The organism is Desulfosediminicola flagellatus (genome assembly GCF_005116655.2).
In the GTDB taxonomy this organism is placed as follows: domain Bacteria; phylum Desulfobacterota; class Desulfobulbia; order Desulfobulbales; family Desulfocapsaceae; genus Desulfopila; species Desulfopila flagellata.
On record NZ_CP050698.1, the window covers coordinates 2147842 to 2168612 of the forward strand.

The 20771-nt window shown below is 43.5% G+C and carries 16 protein-coding genes and 2 tRNA genes; 8 read left to right on the forward strand and 10 right to left on the reverse strand.

Annotated features, from left to right (window positions below; translation table 11 throughout):
• Positions 1-80: 80 nt before the first annotated feature.
• The 7 genes from FCL46_RS08920 to mnmA all read right to left on the reverse strand — a co-directional run bounded on the left by FCL46_RS08920 (position 81) and on the right by mnmA (position 7522).
• Positions 81-677 (reverse strand): peroxiredoxin, encoded by a 597-nt coding sequence (locus FCL46_RS08920; RefSeq protein WP_136806136.1) that lies wholly within the window; start codon positions 675-677, stop codon positions 81-83.
• A 116-nt stretch (positions 678-793) separates the two neighbouring features.
• Entirely contained in the window at positions 794-955 is a 162-nt protein-coding gene (locus tag FCL46_RS08925; RefSeq protein ID WP_136806137.1) for a rubredoxin, read from the reverse strand.
• Between the two features lie 187 nt (positions 956-1142).
• Positions 1143-2549 carry an NAD(P)/FAD-dependent oxidoreductase gene (locus FCL46_RS08930; protein WP_136806138.1) on the reverse strand — a complete coding sequence of 469 codons (1407 nt, stop codon included), beginning with the start codon at positions 2547-2549 and terminating at the stop codon, positions 1143-1145.
• A 185-nt stretch (positions 2550-2734) separates the two neighbouring features.
• The gene (gene recA, locus FCL46_RS08935; RefSeq protein WP_136806139.1) at positions 2735-3775 is read right to left on the reverse strand and encodes a recombinase RecA; all 1041 of its coding nucleotides are present in this window, start codon (positions 3773-3775) and stop codon (positions 2735-2737) included.
• Positions 3776-3918: 143 nt separating this feature from the next.
• Complete coding sequence (locus tag FCL46_RS08940; protein ID WP_136806140.1) at positions 3919-5157, reverse strand: CinA family nicotinamide mononucleotide deamidase-related protein; 1239 nt, start codon at positions 5155-5157, stop codon at positions 3919-3921.
• Positions 5158-5161: 4 nt separating this feature from the next.
• Entirely contained in the window at positions 5162-6472 is a 1311-nt protein-coding gene (gene mtaB, locus FCL46_RS08945; RefSeq protein WP_136806141.1) for a tRNA (N(6)-L-threonylcarbamoyladenosine(37)-C(2))-methylthiotransferase MtaB, read from the reverse strand.
• A gap of 12 nt (positions 6473-6484) precedes the next feature.
• Complete coding sequence (mnmA, locus tag FCL46_RS08950; RefSeq protein ID WP_167505787.1) at positions 6485-7522, reverse strand: tRNA 2-thiouridine(34) synthase MnmA; 1038 nt, start codon at positions 7520-7522, stop codon at positions 6485-6487.
• A 94-nt stretch (positions 7523-7616) separates the two neighbouring features.
• On the opposite strand from mnmA, the gene FCL46_RS08955 reads away from it, so the two are divergent.
• From FCL46_RS08955 to metC, 6 genes are all read left to right on the forward strand, one after another.
• Entirely contained in the window at positions 7617-8894 is a 1278-nt protein-coding gene (locus FCL46_RS08955; RefSeq protein WP_136806143.1) for a U32 family peptidase C-terminal domain-containing protein, read from the forward strand.
• A 251-nt stretch (positions 8895-9145) separates the two neighbouring features.
• Entirely contained in the window at positions 9146-10762 is a 1617-nt protein-coding gene (locus tag FCL46_RS08960) for a fumarate hydratase (RefSeq protein ID WP_136806144.1), read from the forward strand.
• A 403-nt stretch (positions 10763-11165) separates the two neighbouring features.
• Positions 11166-13043, forward strand: coding sequence for an FUSC family protein (locus FCL46_RS08965; RefSeq protein ID WP_136806145.1), 1878 nt, complete (start codon positions 11166-11168; stop codon positions 13041-13043).
• 82 nt (positions 13044-13125) lie between these two features.
• A complete protein-coding gene (locus FCL46_RS08970; RefSeq protein WP_167505788.1) occupies positions 13126-13896 on the forward strand; it encodes an N-acetylmuramidase domain-containing protein in 771 nt (256 codons plus the stop codon).
• Between the two features lie 152 nt (positions 13897-14048).
• Entirely contained in the window at positions 14049-14321 is a 273-nt protein-coding gene (locus tag FCL46_RS08975) for a hypothetical protein (protein ID WP_136806147.1), read from the forward strand.
• 274 nt (positions 14322-14595) lie between these two features.
• Positions 14596-15759: a cystathionine beta-lyase gene (gene metC, locus FCL46_RS08980; RefSeq protein WP_136806148.1), complete on the forward strand. Its 1164-nt coding sequence runs from the start codon at positions 14596-14598 to the stop codon at positions 15757-15759.
• 103 nt (positions 15760-15862) lie between these two features.
• Here metC and FCL46_RS08985 read toward each other — a convergent pair.
• From FCL46_RS08985 to malQ, 3 genes are all read right to left on the reverse strand, one after another.
• A tRNA-Glu gene (locus FCL46_RS08985) sits at positions 15863-15938 on the reverse strand.
• A 119-nt stretch (positions 15939-16057) separates the two neighbouring features.
• Positions 16058-16133: transfer RNA gene (locus tag FCL46_RS08990), tRNA-Glu, on the reverse strand.
• A 129-nt stretch (positions 16134-16262) separates the two neighbouring features.
• A complete protein-coding gene (gene malQ / locus FCL46_RS08995) occupies positions 16263-17801 on the reverse strand; it encodes a 4-alpha-glucanotransferase (RefSeq protein ID WP_136806149.1) in 1539 nt (512 codons plus the stop codon).
• Between the two features lie 459 nt (positions 17802-18260).
• On the opposite strand from malQ, the gene FCL46_RS09000 reads away from it, so the two are divergent.
• On the forward strand, positions 18261-19598 hold the full coding sequence (locus tag FCL46_RS09000) for a sigma-70 family RNA polymerase sigma factor (RefSeq protein WP_136806150.1): 1338 nt from the start codon (positions 18261-18263) through the stop codon (positions 19596-19598).
• 60 nt (positions 19599-19658) lie between these two features.
• Entirely contained in the window at positions 19659-20762 is a 1104-nt protein-coding gene (gene mqnE, locus FCL46_RS09005) for an aminofutalosine synthase MqnE (RefSeq protein WP_136806151.1), read from the forward strand.
• Positions 20763-20771: the final 9 nt, after the last annotated feature.

Consider the following 20771-nt stretch of genomic DNA (forward strand, 5'->3'; position numbering starts at 1 on the left):
ACGATAGTGGTCAGATTGAAATACGGGGAGTGGATCGATTGTTGCGATCCACTCCCCGTTTTTGGATTATAGCAAAACACCTAGTCGTCAAGATTAGCTGCGAGATAACTGGAGACTCCAGCTGCAGTGGGAGACAATGCATCTTCACCTTGTTGCCAGTTAGCAGGACAAACTTCCCCATGTTTCTCGGTAAATTGGAGGGCGTGTAAAATGCGTAGAGCTTCATTAACATTTCTACCAAGAGGAAGATCGTTGACGACCTGATGTCTGATAATTCCCTCTTTATCCACTAAAAATAGGCCCCGCAATGCGATTCCTGAATCCAGTAACACCTGATAGTTTCTTGAAATGCTCTTATCCAGATCAGAGACAAGGGGGTATTTTATTGGTCCGATACCACCTTCTTTGACTGGAGTGTTTTTCCAGGCGAGGTGAGAATAGTGTGAATCAATTGAGATTCCGATGAGCTGGCAGTTGCTCTCTTCAAATTGTTTAACAGCACGATTAAAAGAGAGAATTTCGGTAGGGCAGACAAACGTGAAGTTGAGCGGGTAGAAGAAGAGCAAAACATATTTCCCGCGAAAATCTGATAATTTAAAACCTTCTTTAAAGGTGTTGTCTGGTAAAACTGCAGTTGCCGTGAAATCTGGTGCCGGGTTAGTTACGATGAGGCTCATATAAGTTCTCCTGTGAGTTTGGCATATGCGATAAAGTAAGGGGTGGCGAACTTGAATGGTAAAAAAATGCTGCTTAACTATCTTTATAGATTGTTAAGCAGCCTGACTATCCGAGGTTAGTCATCATATTTCCAGAATGCATCCTTTTCTGCGCCACAGAGTGGGCAAACCCAATCTGCCGGAAGATCTTCCCATGCAGTATCCGGATCTACACCATTTTCGTAGTCGCCTTCAGCTGGATCATATATGTAACCACATGGACATTCCCATTTCTGCATTGTACACCCCTTTTTGATTAGTGGTAGTAATAACTGTTATCAGTTGTTGATGAATATAGCCTATGAGAAAACGCTGTCAACAATAAACATACAGAAATTTTATTGGCGAAATAGATAAATATCAATGTGAAATTAACTGAAAAGACAAAACTACACAAAATAGCATATTTAGTAGTCGAGAGATCTATTACTCATTCGTCCGTCGCAATATCTCTTTTGAGGGAATGAGGGCAGTGGCCGTCGCAGATACAATATTTCCTGCAACTCCAGGTCCATCTCCGGCAACAAATAGGCCGTATATTGATGTCTCAAGGTTATTCGTTGTTTCAATCTGTGTGGCAAAAAACTTTATCTCCGGAGCATAGAGCAGGGTCTCATCATTTGTTACACCTGGAATAACATGATTCAGTTGGTCGAGTCCATCTACCAGGTTGGTCAGGATTCTTTCAGGGAGGGCCATGGCAATATCTCCGCATGTCACATTGGTCAGGGTTGGTTCGATATAACTGTTGCGCACTCGATTCCAGGTGGAACGCCTGCCTCGCTTAAGGTCTCCGTATCGTTGAAGAATTGGTTTACCTCCGCCAATAAGTGTAGCAAGTTTGCCTATTGACTCGCCGTATGCCTGATTATCTTCAACAGGGTCGGTTAATACTACCTTGGAAAGAAATGCAAAATTAGCATTATCCGATTTTTTATCCATAAAAGCGTGACCGTTAACACATACAAAGTTCTGATAATTTTCCAGTGCTACATATCCACCAAGATTGGTACAGAACGTTCGTGTCTGGTCGTCATATTTAGCTGTGCGAATAAAGAAAGTAGGGTCATAAATGATATTGCAGATATCCTGCATGATCTCATTGTGTACTTCGACTCGTACTCCAACTTCTATGCCGCGTTGAGAAACTTCAAGCGCATTATCCCTGGCGATTTTTCCTATCCAGTCTGCTCCTACGCGGCCGGGAGCTAAAATAACATATGGTGCTTCATACGTTCCCTTAGCAGTCGTAACTCCGGTTACGCAGTTGTCCGTGACAAGTATGTCTTCAACTTCTTCAGAGTGATGAAAAACAACACCCTTTTTTTGAACATAATCAGCCATAGCAGAGATGTGGCCCGGCAGGTTGTCGCTACCCAGATGTTTCTGTTTGATAATCAGCAGATCAATTCCATGTCGTCTGGCCTGCTTTCGGATCTCCCTGGCTGACTCCATATCCGTAGGGTAGACGTCACCGTCCATATTGAATCTGTTATATATTTCTTCAGTTTCATCTATAAGTTGAATGGCCTCGGATACTGACATGAATTGAGTCAGATCGGTCTTGCCAAGTTTATGTATGAAATTCAATTTCCCATCAGAAAAGAGACCGGCACCGCCGATTCCACAGAGAATATTACATGGCTTGCATCGTATGCAACCACCATTTGTTATCGGGCATTTACGATCGAGAGGAGCTTTACCCTTTTCGATAAGAAGGATAGAAAGATGGGAATGTTCAGAAAGGTAATATGCAGCAAAGAGGCCGGCTGGGCCTCCACCGACAATGATGACATCGAATGCTCTGGACGACTTTTGTTTCTTCTTTTTCATATTTCTATCCCGTGAATAGATTGACTGAAAAGCAGACCAAAGTGCAGGGTTACTACAGAGCGTTGATGTCGTCAATAGAGATATCGGCGAGTGTGTTTTTGAAAATGTCGGGGGGGAATAAAAAAGCCTCTGAGATATCATCCCAGAGGCTTTCTTATTACTACAGTAGTGAATCGATATTGATGCTATTCTTTGTTCTCGGCTGTTGTCTCGATGGGGGGAGCTTCAGTTACTGACATGCCATATACCATTCTGACCTTATTCTGAATATCCAGGAACATTTCAGGATGATCTGCAAGGAACCTTTTTGAATTTTCACGTCCTTGACCTATGCGCTCGTCATTATAGGAATACCAGGCACCACTCTTGTCTACGATGTTGTTTTCTACCGCGAGATCAAGGGTGTCACCAGTTTTTGAAATTCCCTCGCCGTAAATGATATCAAATTCTGCAATTTTAAATGGAGGAGCCACTTTGTTTTTGACGATCTTTGCCTTGGTTCTGTTACCAATAATTTCCTGACCATCTTTGATCTGGTTAATTCGACGAATATCAACACGGATTGAAGAATAGAATTTAAGGGCATTACCACCGGTAGTAGTCTCCGGGTTACCGAACATCACACCAATCTTCATTCGAATCTGGTTGATGAAAATAAGTACGGTGTTGCTTCTGCTGAGAACTCCGGTAAATTTACGCATGGCCTGAGACATAAGGCGTGCCTGAAGCCCGACATGAGAATCACCAGCGTTACCGTCAATCTCAGCACGTGGGACAAGAGCTGCAACTGAATCGATTACAATAACATCGACTCCGCCGGAGCGAATAAGAATGTCCGCAATATCAAGAGCCTGTTCGCCGAAATCCGGCTGTGAGACAAGGAGATCGTCAACATTTACACCGAGTCTTTCTGCATAACTTGTATCAAGTGCATGCTCAGCATCAATAAATGCCGCTGTGCCACCAAGTTTTTGAGCTTCAGCAACAACATGCAGGGCAAGGGTGGTTTTACCTGAGGACTCCGGACCATATATTTCAGTTATACGTCCTTTAGGCAGACCTCCGACTCCCATGGCGAGATCAATGCTTAGAGTTCCAGTTGAGATTACCGGAATATTTTCGGCTTCCCTGGATCCAAGTCTCATTATTGAGCCTTTACCGAACTGACGTTGTATTTGGCTGATTGCGTTATCAACGCTGTTTGTTTTAGTAGGCCCAGCTGCCATATTATTCTCCATTATGTGCAAAGTTTTTTCGATAGTATAAACCCACGACTCTATGTAACACATTCTCAAGTCTTTGGATATTACTCTGATAGTCTAGTCTGAAAATCAAACAGATATCTGAAATAAACGTGTTAAATCAGATATTAGGATTGAAGAAGATATTTCCTGATTAGATCAAGACCTGTCTGAGCAGTCATGTCTCTGATCTGAAGTCGATCACCTTCAAATTTGAATTTACTTACCCAGTTTCCTGCAGGTGTTGCAATACCAATGTAAACGGTACCTACTGGTTTTGTATCAGTGCCGCCCTCTGGTCCTGCAATACCTGTTACGGCCAGTCCTATATCTGCGCCGCTTCTATCGCGAATACCTGTTGCCATCGCTTCTGCAACATCACGGCAGACCGCACCCTGGTCTTCTATCAATTTTGGGCTGACTCCAAGGTATTCAATTTTCATGCTGTTCGCATACGAAACAACTCCACCAAGAAAATAGGCAGAGCTTCCTGCAATGTTAGTTATCCTCTGAGCAATTAAACCACCGCTGCATGATTCGGCGACAGCAAGTGTTAGCCCTTTCTGGATCAGCAGATTACCAACTATTGTTTCCATGTTGTCTCGATCATGGCCATAGATAGAATCACCGAGAACGGTATCAATTGCCTGTGAGCAAGATTTAAAAAGCCGTTTGGCATTATCTGCAGCCTTGTCACGGATGGTCAGGCTGAGATGAACCTCCGGAAAGACAGGATAATAACCTATCTGGGTGGCAGGTGGTAAATCAAGTGTTTTTATGAGCCTGTTAACTTCAGATTCCGGAAGGTTAAATATACGAAAAATCCGCTGATATGTTGAAACTGCATGATCTGCGTTCCAAGTGGCAAGGCCGGGTAGTACATGTTCAATAAGGAGTTGTTTCATCTGTACAGGAATACCAGGAAGGAAATAGACAGGAGTGTTATCATGTACAAGCATATATCCAGCCATCCTGGACGTCGGATTGAGGACTTCAGCACCTTCAGGTAACCATGCGAGTTTTTCTATCTGGCCGACAGGTCCATTGCTGATATCCTGAAGGTGCTGGCGAACGTTGGACAGCACTTCCAGATTAGGCATGGTTGGCCGATTAAGGGCTTTGGAAACAGCTTCGTTGGTCATGTCGTCATCAGTCATGCCGAGTCCCCCGGTTACGATGACGGCATCGACCCTTCCAATTGCTCTTTTAAGTGCTTCGCCGATGAGTTCTGGCGTATCACCAATGGTGTGCATGGCATATATTTCATAGCCGGCTTCAAAAAAATGCCGTGCCGCAAAACTACTCGTAGTATTAAGAATACGCCCTGAAGTAAGTTCATCACCGATGGCAATAATTTCAACTTTCATCGTTCTATATCGCTCTCCCTGAAACAAAAGCACCGTCAAATTGTGTCAATTCTACAATGACAATGCTGTTTTTAAGGTGATCTTCGCCCTGAAAATGAACAGGGACATAATTGTCTGAAAAACCTTTAAGTAATCCTTTGTTATCGCGTTTGCCTTCTACAAGCACACGATGCGTTGAAGCTATCTGACGTTTATAAAAGACGTTCTGTTTATTTACACCAAGCTTTCTTAACACTGCAACACGTTTGTCTTTCATTTCTTTAGGAACGTCGTCAATGAAATCTGCGGCTACTGTGCCCGGGCGTCTGGAATAGGGAAAGACATGCAGGTAGGTACAGTCAATAGAAGCCAGAAAATCACGAGTATTAATGAAATGATCTTCTGTTTCACCAGGAAAGCCTGCAAGTATATCAATACCAATAGCGGCTTCAGGCAGGGCGGTCCGGCATCTATCAACAACTTCTTTAAATTGAGCTGTTGTGTATTTTCTATTCATCCGTGAAAGTATTTCATCATCACCACTTTGCAGAGGGATATGCAGGTGAGGCATGATGTTGGATCGGGTTTTCATCAGATGAAGCAGCTTGTCAGTGATTTCGGTAGGCTCAAGCGAGCTGATACGATATCGAATTTCAGGTGTTTCAAGGGATAGCCGGTCAACAAGTTCGGTAATATCCGTTGGCGCAGTGAGATCACGACCATAATATCCAAGGTGAATACCTGTGAGAACCAGCTCTTTATAGCCTTCTTCACTAAAGGTTTTGGCCTGTTCAATGACTTCGTCAAGAGGCAGGCTTCTACTTGGTCCTCTGGTGAAAGGGACTATGCAATAGGTACAAAAGCTCTCGCAGCCATCCTGAACCCGAAGATACGCTCTGGTACGGTCACCAAAGTGGCGAACAGGGAGTCGGCAGATTTCTGTTGCCTCGCTAATTGAACCTAAAAGAAGCTGTTGGCTCTGAGTATCAAATTGAACTGCAGAAGGGACCAGTTGATCTTTTTTACTGTTCCCAATGATGGAGTATTCTCTGCCTTCGAGTTCGTCTATTTCTGTGAGCGTGTCAGCCGCGATTTCCGCATAACAGCCTGTAATAAAAATACGCGCTTCAGGATTTTTACGTAAAGCCTGGCGTACAGACTGGCGGGATTGGGCTCCGGCCTTTGCTGTAACAGCGCAGGTATTTATGACAACTATATCTGCAGGTTCTCCTGCTTTAACGACCGTATAGCCAGCCTCGTTGAAACTGGTTCGAAAAGCTGCGGACTCATACTGATTCACTTTACAACCAAGGGTTGTGATGATAACTCGATTCATCGAAATACTGCCTCAAGAAAGAATAATACCGGAACCGATGACTTCGGTATCTTTATAGATAACTGCATATTGACCGGGAGTAACTGCTCTTTGCTCCTGTTCAAATATCAGGTGGGCACGGTCTTTACCGATGAGCTCTACTTTGGCCATTGAGCCACGGTGACTGTAACGTATACGCACTTTGTAGGAAGCTTCAAGGGGTGGTTCAATACCGCTGAGCCAATGTATATCTCCCAATTCAATTTCGTGCTTCATCAGCGATGCAGTTTTACCAACAATAAGTGTATTAGTGTCAGCCTCAATACCGGTAACATACCAGGGCGTACTATCGGGGATGCCAAGACCGCGTCGCTGTCCTATTGTATGACGAAAGAGGCCGTTGTGTTCGCCGAGCAATTTTCCTTCTGTGGAAACGATCGGCCCCTTTTTTACAGATTCTGGGTATCTGGATTCCAGGTAGTTGCCGACGGTTTCATCGGCCAGAAAGCAAATATCCTGACTTTCGATACCTTCAAAATGTGTAAATCCGTTCTGTTTGACATAATCGTAAATGTCAGACTTGTATTGTGCACCAAGAGGGAAAAGTATTTTTCCCAACTGTTTTTGGGTAAGTCGGGAAAGGAAATATGATTGATTTTTGCTTTGGTCAACACCGTCAAGGAGGTGATATCCGGATTCATCATGGCTGATTTGTGCGTAATGACCGGAAGCCATCATTTCCATGCCGCTACTCAGGATTGCGTCCTGGAAAAGACCAAATTTAATCTCGCGGTTGCAAATCATGCATGGGTTGGGAGTTTTTCCTTTAAAATATGAGGAAGCAAAATATTCGAGGACCTTATCTGTAAACTGCTGACGAAGATCGATTATTGTCAGAGGGATTGATAGTCGTTCAGCCAGCTTTTCGACCCGCTCTTTCTGTGCAGCAAAGTCAGGCTGGGCCAGCCGCATAAAGAAACCCTGTATATCATTGCTTTCCCGTAATATGAGGGCAGTTGCAGTTGAATCAACTCCACCGCTCATTGCTATACCAATACGTCTACTGTTCACTGAAGTCCTTGCAATACCTTGTGTGTTCATCTATTAAGAGTATGAAAAAAGCTGGAGCTTAGTCCAGAAAAATAATCTTACACATTACTCGACTATGAAAGAAATTGAAAGCGGCAAGGGTGGAGTTCCGGTAATGCCGGAATTGCTTGCACCGGCCGGAAATTATGAGAAACTCGTTACCGCAGTGCATTATGGTGCAGATGCGGTGTATCTAGGTGGTAAGCGCTTTAGTCTTCGGGCTAAAGCCGGAAACTTCAGTATAGAGAAAATGCATGAAGGTATCGAATATGCGCATAAACATGGGGTGAAAGTCTATGTGACCGTAAATATTCTTGCTCACAATGAAGATTTCGAAGGTCTGCCTGAATACTTGCTGGAATTACGCGATATAGGTGCTGACGGTATCATCATTTCTGACCCTGGTATACTGCGGGTTGCCAGGAAATATGTTCCTGAACTTTCCATTCACCTGTCTACTCAGGCTAACGTGACGAATTCAGGATCTGCACAGTTCTGGCTGGATAACGGCGCCTCAAGGCTCAATCTTGCACGTGAGCTATCTCTTGCTGAAATACAAGCAGTCGGCGAAAAGGTTAATGGAGAACTTGAAGTTTTTGTTCATGGAGCACTCTGTATTTCCTACTCAGGTCGCTGCATGCTCTCGAATTATATGACTGGGAGAGATGCTAATCAGGGGAATTGTGCTCATCCATGCAGATATAGCTATGCTCTGCTCGAAGAGAAACGTCCGGGTCAGTATTTTCCGGTAGAAGAGGATGAGCGGGGGACCTATATATTCAATTCCAAAGATCTCTGTTTACTTGAGATGCTGCCACAGCTTGTGGCTGCAGGTGTAGATTCTCTGAAGATTGAAGGGCGGATGAAGTCAATTTTTTATGTTGGCGGTGTTGTAAGAACCTATCGGGCTGCTCTTGATTACCTGCGGGACCTGCCTGCATCAGCATGGCGCAATCCTGAATCTATACGATTACCGGATAATTGCATGGAAGAAATCCTGCGAACGGGAACTCGTGGAATTACAGAAAATTTCATTAATGAAAAGCCTGGCAGCAGTGAGATGAATTACATGACCTCAAGAACTGTTCAGACCTATGAGCCGGTCGCAGTAATTCGCGAAATTGGTGAAAAACTGTTAGTGGAAATACGAAATACACTCCATAGTGGTGCTGAGGTTGAGTATATGAAGCGCGGTTTTGATATCGACCGCGTTCGTATCATTGCAATGCACGATCTTGAAGGCAATGAAGTTGAGAAGGCAAATCCCGGTAACAGGCTCGTTTTAACAACAGAACCACAACTCGGTGACGTTGAGATCAACGGCATTTTGCGTCGAGAAATAGTCAATCAGTAATATTGATATAGGTTAGCATACGTTTTTATTAATACCTGTGGATTTTGAAATTTTTCTATTAATACCGGTATAGTGTGGTTCGTGTTTTTTACGCCAGTCGGTGTGTTGGCTCTTGAAAAAGGTCTAGCGAAAAGACCAGTGGCGAGGTAAAACTGATTTCCAGGTGTTTTTCTACTGTAATTCCAGCCGTTGACCAGTTATCAGTGTGTGTCACGACTTTTTAATTCACGTTGAGATGAGGAGATTTAGCAATGACCGAATTCTATTATCAGGAGCCCTTTCCGCTAAGTAAGGACGACACCAAATACCGGAAAATTGATGATTCTGAGAAGTATGTAAGTGTTGATATGTTTAATGGGCAGGAGATTCTGAAAATAGATCCTCAAGGGTTGACTGTCTTAGCAAATGAAGCGATGCGGGATGTCTCGTTTATGCTTCGCCCGGCGCATAATCAGCAGGTTGCCAAAATTCTCGATGACCCGGAAGCCTCTGCTAATGAAAAAGGTGTGGCTCTTGCGTTTCTGAGAAATGCAGAAGTTTCCTCTAAGTTTGAGTTACCAATCTGCCAGGATACCGGAACCGCGACGATAGTTGGTAAAAAAGGGCAATTCGTATGGACTGCGTGTAATGATGCTGCTGCTCTGTCTGAAGGTGTTTATAAAACCTATACCGAAGAGAATCTTCGGTACTCACAGACAGTGCCTCTTGATATGTATACAGAGAAAAACACTGGTACAAATTTACCTGCCCAGATTGATCTATATGCAACAGAAGGCAATTCATATTCTTTTCTGTTTGTCTGCAAGGGTGGTGGAAGTGCCAACAAAACATACCTCTTTCAGGAAACCAAGGCGTTGTTAAACCCTGAAACGCTTGAGGCATTTCTTGTTGCCAAGATGAAAACCTTAGGAACTGCAGCATGCCCGCCATATCATCTTGCATTTGTTATTGGTGGAACGAGCGCGGAGACCAATCTCAAAACAGTAAAAATGGCGTCGACAAAATACTATGATACCTTGCCTACAGCAGGCAATGAGTATGGCCAGGCCTTTCGCGATATAGACCTTGAGGAGAGATTGCAGGTGGCGGCTCAGAATCTAGGAATCGGCGCACAGTTCGGCGGCAAATATTTCACCCACGACATTCGAGTTGTACGTCTACCTCGTCATGGCGCATCTTGTCCGGTGGGGATGGGCGTCTCCTGTTCCGCTGACAGAAATATAAAAGCTAAAATTACCAGTGAAGGACTCTGGGTCGAGCAACTTGACACTGAACCGGGCAAACTGATTCCTGAAAAATATCGTGGAAAGCACGGCCATGGTGTGAAAGTTGATCTGAATAAACCAATGCCTGAAATTTTAGCTGAACTGACAAAGCATCCTGTTGGAACATCGTTGTTGCTGAGTGGTACTATTGTAGTTGGTCGTGATATTGCACATGCAAAATTTAAAGAATTGCTTGATGCCGGCAAATCACTGCCGGAGTATCTGCAGAAACATCCGATTTACTATGCCGGTCCTGCCAAAACACCTCCAGGTAAGCCGTCAGGATCATTTGGCCCAACTACAGCCGGACGAATGGATAGTTATGTAGATCTGTTGCAGGAAAATGGCGGTTCGATGATCATGATCGCTAAAGGCAACCGTTCTCAGCAGGTAACTGATGCCTGTAAGAAGCATGGCGGATTTTATCTCGGTTCCATAGGTGGACCTGCTGCGATTCTTGCTGAAGAAAATATCATGAAGGTGGAATGTATCGATTATCCTGAGCTTGGAATGGAAGCTGTGTGGATGATAGATGTTGTTGATTTCCCGGCATTCATACTTGTTGATGATAAAGGGAACGATTTCTTTTCTGCACTTATGTAATCTGAAGCATCGAATAGTTGTTGTAGTACAAGGCGATCCGGTTCCGGATCGCCTTTTCTTTTTGTAATGTCTTTATTTTATCAAAATTTCCTAGAGTTCCTATTATTGCAGATTGATGTCCAATGACAATGTCATAGTATCATTGAATATCTAAAAACTATTGAATATGATTCAGTTATGAGTTAGGTAGTACGTCTGGATTATCAGAAAATGATTTGATGGTTTTGCCTGATGATGGTGAAAAACACGAGCAATTAGATTGCAGGAGCATGTTGGAAAATACGGGTTTTGGTAAACGTGTAACCAGCAGTTAGTGATTTTTTATTCAAGCACACGCTTTAGAAGCAATTGCAGAAGTAATTATCCGCTCCATAAAAGTGATATTCAACCTGGTGCCTTATTTATGCGAGAATGGTCAAGCTATCCTGTGAGTTGGAAATTTGCGATGTTTATAGGCGTAGTTGTATGTGTTCTATATTACGTGCTGATGTTAGGTCGGGCACGAGTTGATCTCGAGATCAGTACGGAGCAAAAAACATGGTTTAAAATATATTGGGCTGCTGAAAATCAACAATTCTCAGAAAAGCGTGTGGGCAAGATACGGGTTAAGCCAGGTACGACTCAATATCATTTCTACTTAACAGATTTGCGAGATGTTGCTCAGTTGAGGATTGATACACATGAATATACAGGTCAGGTTAAACTGGAGTCACTCAGAATCTCACAAAAGGGGTTCAAACCCATAGATTTCAATTCAGAAAGCACATTCAGCACAATGAAACCATATGCGCATATTGCTGAAAGTGAAATGGACGATGAAGGTATGATCGTGAAATCAAGCGGTGGTGATCCCGGTTTTGTAGTGGATGTGCGCTTTAAGGAAAAAAAATCGTTTGGGCTTCTGGAAGAAGTATTGAGAATGCTGGTCCTGATAATGATAGTTTTCCTGATATATTTTGTCTCAGCACGTTTTGCTCCTGATTACAGTTTTGTCCCAATTTGTCTTGCGGTTGCTCTGGTGTTAGCTGCAACTATGGCAATCATAAGTAAACAGAATGCGCATCCGGATGAATTTGTCCATGTTGCTGCAGTAGAATATTACAAGAATCATTGGCTGCCGCCGGCTATTGATGATGAGGGAATAGAAGGTAGTTATAGCCCTTACGGAGTATCCAGGCTTCATGGAAAGGAGATTTATTACCTGGTGGCTGGGAAGTTTGCAAAGGTTATGGAGCCGTTTTTCTTTAACAATTATACTTCATGCCGAATGTTTAATGTGGCATTGCTGCTATGTGTGGTGCTGTATACTACCCATGTTGCAGCAGCACGAATAATGGCATTGCCTTTGCTGATTTCACCCCAGATATGGTACCTGTTCAGCTACTGTAACTCTGATGGATTCGCGGTGGCAATTATGTTTTTTTCTGCATGCCAACTACTGTTGCCCAACAGTAGGTTTAACAGCTTTTTAGCCGGTTTGGTTCGACCGAGTTGGATGTTGCGGGGAGCAGCTGTCGGGTTGCTTCTGGGGACGATGGCACTTTTAAAAAACAACTACCTGCCGTTCACGGTGTTTTTTACCTTTGTTGCTGCTTTGTCCTTCCTGCGCCTGTCGGGGCGCGATGCCAAAATGATATTTTTAAGGCGGGCAGCTGTGCTTATTGCTATAGGCCTGGTGCTGGCTGGGGGCAAAAAAATTGCTGATTATAGTGTCAACGGCCCTGGTAGGCAATTACTGCTAACTGAGGCCAGGGCGGATCATGCCAATTATCAGTACAGCCCGAAAGCCAGCCTTGACCAGCAACATTCAAATCTCTACATGAAATCACGTGGAGTTCCGCTAAAAAGTGTAGTTATGCAGCACAGGTGGTTTGAAAAAACGTTCCGGTCCGCATTCGGCGTTTATGGATATATGCAGATATCTGCTTCAGAGATGCTTTACAATATAATCAGGTGGTCGGCTGTTATATTGTTTGTCTATTTTTTCGGGGTTATATTTGCAAGAGGAGAGCCGTTGAATATGTTGTGTGCCGGAGCTGCTCTTAGTCTTGCATTAGCTTTGATAGCTGTTTCACTTTATCATTCATGGGCCTCTGATTTTCAACCCCAGGGCAGGTATTTGTTTCCTATCCTCGGTATGCTTGTTATTCTTTGCGGACAAAACAGGACTATAATTAGTAGTAGATGGCTAAGCCTCATGGCGGTCTGGATGTTTGCTTTGTCAGTGTACTCGTTTATTGCATATGGGCTGCTCGAAGTTTCACGAACAGCGATAGTCTGATACAGATATATTTTAGGAACCTTTTATCTAGTTTGATGGTCATTTGTTTTTTTGATACATTCTTTCAAGCATGGAGATTGCGATGAATTTTAAAGGGAATGGAATACCATTAAGAGATAAGGGGTTGGACAGGGTGTGTGCAACTCTCTGTGTTCACGATGCCGAGATTTGGGCGGTTCTCACTGTCGAAACGCGAGGGTTTGGATTTTTTGAAGATCGTCGTCCTCAGATATTGTTTGAACGTCATATCTTCCATAGATTGACCAGTGGTAAATTTGATGAGGGCAATGCTGACATAAGCAGCGAGTTTCCCGGTGGGTATTTAAGCGGTTCTGATGAATACACCAGGCTTGAGAAGGCCATGGCATTAGATGTTGATGCGGCACTCAAGAGTTGCTCCTGGGGGATCGGTCAGGTAATGGGGTTTAATTACGCTATTTCAGGATTTGGCTCTGTGAGTGAGATGGTTCTCCAGATGGTGGCTGATGAAAATGCTCAATTAATGGCTATGGCTAAATTCATCGAAAACAATAATCTCGCTGCTGCGTTGCAAAGGAAAAACTGGGGCGCTTTCGCCAGAGGCTATAACGGCAGAGAGTATAAAAAGAATGAGTATGATACCCGGTTGGCGGCAGCATATGCTAAGTATTCAGTGAATCTCCCTGATATAACCTTGCGTGCAGCGCAGGCTGCTCTTATTTATCTGGGAATTGATCCCGGCCCGGTTGATGGATTCAGAGGCCGAAGGACGCTTGCAGCAATATTGGCGTTTCAGGAAAGATACGGATTGCATCTTAGCGGTGAACTTGATGGTGATACAGAGGAGCTGCTTTTTATAAAGGCATTTAATTAGTTCCCGTCCAAAACCTGTCTGTTCAGTCGATATCAGCGTTATGCTAATAACGTTATTCTCAGAATATTAGCTATATGCATGCCGAATTTTTTTCGGAGGCCTCGATATTTACTAAATTACCGACTTTTCGGATGGAAACCAAACAGGAAATTATGACAGAAGCATTTTGGGCTGAGTATAACGTTTTTTTAAATCCATTGAGACTTATATCGGTGGCAATATTTCTCATAGGTTTTCATGTTTCAATCTATGTGTGGGTGATTATTTCAACAGGGAATAAAGGGTTAAGTTTCTTCCTCACCTACATTCTTCATAATAGAGTTCAATTGATAAAAGCCTTTTTTAATGAAGGTCCCGGATTTCTGGTATTGCCTTTATGGCTGATATTTGCTGCTTTTTGTGAGGAAATTGCTAAAACGCTTTAGATTAACGTGATAAATTGCAAATAAACTCTTTGTGATGAGTGATCGATATGTGTATGTAATCACAGTGCATTATCTTTCTTTGTCTCGTGGGTAATCTAATGAGTTCATTGTAGCCTGGTATTCTGAGGATAAAATATTAAGAGCAACCCAGAGTTAGGCGAAAAGCACCGTTTTCGGATGCAAACTAATTAAATACATACGAATTTGATGGTTTTTACTTGGGCGGATGTTTTTTCTGACATCCGCCTGTTTTTGTTAAGGGTATATGGTTCAGATGAAAAAGAGAGACACTGAAAAGCGTTGTTGTGCCGGGCGCAGTACAGAGTGGCAGGGGGTGAGAACAATAAATCCACCAGTATATAACGGATCAACGGTACTATTTGACAGTTTTGAAGATATTGTTGAGATTGCGTCAGGCCAATATGAGGGGATTGCATATGGCACGGATCGGCTGCCGACCCAAAGAGCATTCGAGGAGCACCTCAGTCAGTTGGAAGGCGGTGCAGTTACGCGAGCATTTCAGTCAGGCATATCTGCTATAACGAGTGTGTTGCAGGCGTTTACACGAAGTGGTGACCATATACTTCTTTGTGAGAATGTGTATGGACCAACTGCTACTTTCTGTAAAAAAATTCTATCGAAATATGCTATTGAGGTTGATTTTCTGCCTGCAAGCATCGGGGCTGATATTGTTCACTGGATTAAACCCAATACCCGTCTTGTTTTTATGGAGTCTCCAGGTTCGAATACGTTTGAAATACAGGATATACCAGCAATCACAGCGATTACTGCCCCTAAGGGTATCATTACAGTCCTTGACAATACCTGGGCGACACCGTTGTTTCTTAACCCCTTTAATCTTGGGGTGGATGTAATCATTCATTCTGTAACGAAATATATCTCGGGTCATTCGGATGTATTGTTGGGCTCTGCTACTATCAATGAAAAGTGGTCAGAAGAATTTCTCGATTATTACACAACAATGGAACTCTTTGCCCCGTCTCAGGAGTGTTATCTTGCACTTCGTGGGCTAAAGACTTTGGCTGTGCGATTACGCCAGCACGAGAAATCTGCGCTTACAGTAGCACGGTGGCTGGAGGAACAGCCTCTTGTAGGAAGTGTAATACATCCGGCGCTGACATCTCATCCTCAGCATCAGATATGGAAAAGAGATTTTAGCGGGTCGTCAGGTCTTTTCGCCTTCAGCTTCGCAGTCGATTATCCTCAGGAGGTCATCGCAGATTTCGTAAATAGTCTCGAAATGTTTGGAATAGGCTTCAGCTGGGGCGGGTTTATGAGTTTGGTGACTGCGGGCAAGTATTCCCGTATTGGAGTTCCGACTGAATCTGAAAAATACACTATACGCTTGAATGTCGGGCTTGAAGAAACAGACGACCTGATTGAGGATATTAAAAGCAGTTTTGAGCGGATGGTCTGAACGCTTGGGCAGTGAATGAATGATTCTTTGCTGTAGGTAAACAGAGGCAAAAAAGATATAAAAAAAAGCCACCCAGTAGAACTGAGTGGCTTACGCTGTCAAATGGTGACCCCAAGGGGACTCGAACCCCTGTTGCCGGCGTGAGAGGCCGGAGTCCTAGGCCACTAGACGATGGGGCCATTTGGTGCGATTTTTATACCCAACAGATGCGACCTTGTCAACATTTTGTTGGAACTGATTAGATCTCATCTCTATCAGTGAAAAGCCGCTGTGAAACTGGAACGGCTTAAATATCAATTGGTGACCCCAGGGGGACTCGAACCCCCGTTGCCGGCGTGAGAGGCCGGAGTCCTAGGCCACTAGACGATGGGGCCAATTGGTGAGACGTTTATACATAAACAGTTTGAGGCTGTCAATATTAAGTTGTAAAAAAAGTTTTGAATACCTCTTTTATTTTGCACTGCTTCATTTTTGAACAGTGTTTAAAAGAGCGGTTTCACCACTTAGCGACCCTCTTTATATCTGCCAAAAAGTAGTGTTCTATGTTTCAAATGCGCCTTCAGGTCATGAGTAAGAAACTCAGGTGCGCATCGCCATTTCCAGTTTCCTTCAGGAACTCCCGGGCTGTTCATTTTACAATCATTGCCGAATCCTAAAATATCCTGTAGTGGAAAAATGGCCATAATACTCGTGGATGACATTGCAAGGTAGATGAGGTCGTTATGGATTCCGAAGCTGTCGTGAAGGGTTTTGTTGGCCAACTGTTTCACCAAACTTCTTTGATGGTCATCCAGTCTGTCACTCAGGAACCAGCCAACGGTTGTATCATTGTCATGGGTACCTGTATATACAATGCAATGTGTGGTCTCAAAATTGTGAGGAAGAAAAGCGTTGGAGCTATCTCCATCAAAAGCAAATTGCAGTACTTTCATTCCAGGAAACTTGAGTTTATCACGAAGTTCGATGACCTCTGGCGTTATGATACCCAGGTCTTCTGCTACGATTTCAAGTGTGCCGAGACGTTTTTCTATTTTATCGAAAAATTGTGAGCCAGGGCCCTTTAACCACTCACCGTCTATCGCGGTCTCATTCTCTGCAGGGATAGCCCAGAACGACTCAAAGGCTCTGAAATGATCTATTCGCGCAATATCGACAAGTTCAAAGACAACTGAGAAACGTTCCACCCACCAATCTTCGAGATTTTTCTCTACCTCTGAAGATTTAGAGTTCCAGCGGTAAAGCGGGTTTCCCCATCGCTGTCCTGTTTCGCTGAAATAGTCAGGCGGCACTCCTGATACTAATGTGGGTTTACCTGTGTTGGGATCAAGTTCAAATATATCCTGATGAGCCCATACGTCTACACTGTCGAGACCAACGTAGATGGGGATATCACCAAACAGGAGGATGTCGAGTTCAGTTGCCTTTTGTCTAAGTCGTTGCCACTGTGAATAAAAAATGAACTGTTCAAAGGTATAATATTCGATACTTACTTTAAGTAATTCTCCGTATCGTTGTATTGCATCTGGAGTTCTTGCTGCGATATCTTCAGGCCACTCAAACCACGGATCATTGTTGTGGTGATCTTTCAGGGCCATAAATATTGCATAATCACCAAGCCAGGAGTGACTCCGCTTGAATTCTGCCAAGTCGTGTGGCGGGTTTGCTGAAAACGTGGCAAACGCTTTCTTGAGAAGTCCACTTTTGTAGGTGACTACCAAAGAATAATCAGTAAAATACGGGGAAAAATCTGGTGGATTCTCCAGGTCTGACTTTTGGATCAGGCCGTCGTTGAACAATAGATCGGGTGAGACCAGGAGAGGGGAGCCAGCAAAAGCTGACGTGCTCATGTAGGGTGAATTGTCAAAGAGAGAATTTGTTGGATTAAGAGGAAGGAACTGCCAGCAACTCTGGCCGCTCTCAGCTAGTACATGAAGGAAATCTATGCCAGCTGTACCTATGTCTCCAATACCATAAGGTGAGGGGAGAGAAGAGATGTGGGCGAGGATCCCACTACGTCTTTTTTCTGTTAGAATGGTTTTCATATGCTCGGCAGCTTTTGGTTTCTGGTTGTAAATACAATTGTCATTCTATGGGATTACCCGCATACATCCGAATGTGTTATGAAAAATTCGTAATAGCTGACCTTGTTTCATAGCAGATGAATGCTATAATGTGTATCTGAACTATTGACCACTTGCAGGTTACTGCATGTTTTTCATTACATAAGGTCTGTGGGGAACCCTATGCTTGTTATTGACTGGAATATCACTCAAATCGAGATCTGTTTTAAGGATTGCATTTATTCGGGGGATACGTTATATATGCATTCTTAAAATTTTTACGCTAGCGAAAGCCTTTTTTTTGCTGGCTTTTTTTTTGTTATGAATCCAGTCATCCCAGCAATAGGTGCATGAACATCATATAACTGATGTGACCTATCCTCATATACTCAGTGTACTGTAATCTGTCTTTCAAATTCAAGTTAATGGAGTGGTAGCCCTGTGCTGTCTGAAATCAAAGAAAATCTGCTAAAAGCCGGTAAGTCTGAAGGTTGTATCAGTTTTAATGATCTTAATGAGTTATTACCTGATGAAATCAAAGATCCCACTGCCATAGAAAAGATCTTTAATTTTCTCGGTGCTCACGATATTGAAATCGTTACTGAAGAGAAATCCGGTGAAAAACGGACGTTATCCGGAGAGGTCTGGAAAAAGAAAGACGGCCTGGATCCCGATGATAATGCGGACGAGTTGGCCATGACCGCAAATATCTCCGATGACGAATCTCATGAAGCTGAGGAAACTACAACTACCTATCTCCGTGAGATGGGACGCTTTGACCTGCTGACTCCTGAGGAAGAGGCAAAGTACAGTAAGACAATCAGGCAAGGCTTTGAGAGTATCATCGAGGCTGTTCGCGAAGAGAAATCCGGTGTAAAGGAACTCGCATTGATGCGGGAGAGGATTGATCTTTGGGAGAAGCGAGACCCTACGCTTAAGCCGAAGAAACAACAGCTTAATCTGATGCGTTACAGTGTTACCAGCGCTGCCCAGAAATATACTGATGTTAGAGAGTTGTTTGAGCTTCAGGCAAAAATTGAAGCATACAGCAGATCTATCGAAGTCGCTAAAGACACAATGATCAGGGCAAACCTCAGGCTGGTCGTTTCAATTGCCAAACGATATATGCATCAGGGGCTTACTCTTGCCGATCTTATCCAGGAGGGTAACCTCGGTCTGATGCGTGCTGTTTTCCGTTTCGATTACACCAAAGGTAATAAGTTTTCTACATATGCGAGTTGGTGGATTCGTCAGGCAATAACCCGTGCAATTCTTGATAAAACACGAACCATTCGTCTACCGGTTCACTTTCTTGAACTGCGTAGTCAATTCTTTAAGGCGTTCTACGCGTTATATAAAGAGTTGGGTCGTGAGCCTACACCTCTCGAGATATCCAAGGCAACAAGTTTGCCAATGGACAAGATTCTCTCCATCCTTGAGGCGTCAAGAGAACCGATTTCTCTTGAAACTCCTGTTGGTGATGATGACTCTACCCTCGGTGATTTTCTTGAAAATCAAGAATCACAATCGCCATACGATGCGGTTCAGAATAGAGAACTTTCCGGAAGGGTTGAAGAAATTCTGTCTACCCTAAGTGAACGTGAAGAAAAAATTATTCGTCTCAGATTTGGTATTGGTGAAAAAGCAGAATACACTCTTGAAGAGATTGGAAAACGCTTTAACGTATCCCGTGAGCGAATTCGTCAGATCGAAAAGAAAGCGCTGAATAGGTTACGCCACTCAAGTCGAAGAGATAAATTGAAATTTTTCATTGACTGATAATTTCAAAAAATTCAGATTTAAGCCGGGAGTACATCTTCCCCGGCTTTTTTTTTTGCCATGAGAAAATACATAGAACAAGCAGGACTGGGGAATATTCTGGATAAGGTTGAGGCTGGTGAAAGGCTTTCAGTTGAAGATGGTATTCAACTCTACAATAGCCCGGATATCCTCGCTCTTGGTTATATGGCCAATATGGTGAGAAATCGCCTTAACGGTGATAAAACCTACTATATTTACAACCAGCATATTAATTATTCCAATATTTGCACAAACCTTTGTAAATTCTGCGCTTTCGGTAAGGAAAAGGGTGCAGACAAGGCATATGAGATGTCTGTTGAAGAGGTTAAGCAGAAGGTACGTGACCGGCTTGATGAGCCGATTACTGAAGTTCACATGGTTGGCGGTATTCATCCGGACCTTCCTTTTGAATATTACCTGGATATACTGCGCGGAATAAAAGAGGTTAAACCTGAAATTCATATTCAGGCATTTACCTGTGTTGAAATTGCACATTTGGCTAAACTTGCCGATAAACCTGTGGCCGAGACACTTGAGATCTTGAAAGAAGCGGGCCTTGGTTCTATACCTGGCGGTGGAGCTGAGGTTTTCAGTACACGTATTCGTGAGTTGACCTGTGCGGATAAATTGCCGGGTAGGGACTGGATTGAGATTGCCAAAATTGCTCACAAACAGGGACTAAATACCAATGCTACCATGCTCTACGGTCATATTGAAACCATAGAAGAGCGTGTTGAGCATCTTAAAGCCTTACGCGATGCACAAGATGAGACTGGAGGTTTTCTTGCTTTCATTCCTCTGGCTTTTCATCCTCAAAACACAGAAATGTCGAGCCTCTCCCGCACAACAGGTATTGATGATCTGAAAAATGTTGCAGTAGCACGATTGTTTTTGGATAATTTCCCCCATATTAAAGCGTACTGGGTAATGATCGGGCCGAAACTTGCTCAGATCGCACTCTCTTTTGGTGCTGACGATATGGATGGCACTGTTAAAGAAGAAATTATCACGCATATGGCGGGTGCTGACACTGAGCAGGCTATCGGAAGCAACACCCTTGTTAAATTGATACGCGAAGCAGGGCGTCAACCTATTGAAAGGGGCACCCTCTATAATGTCATTAACGCCCACGATCAGGAGTAGAAATAATAC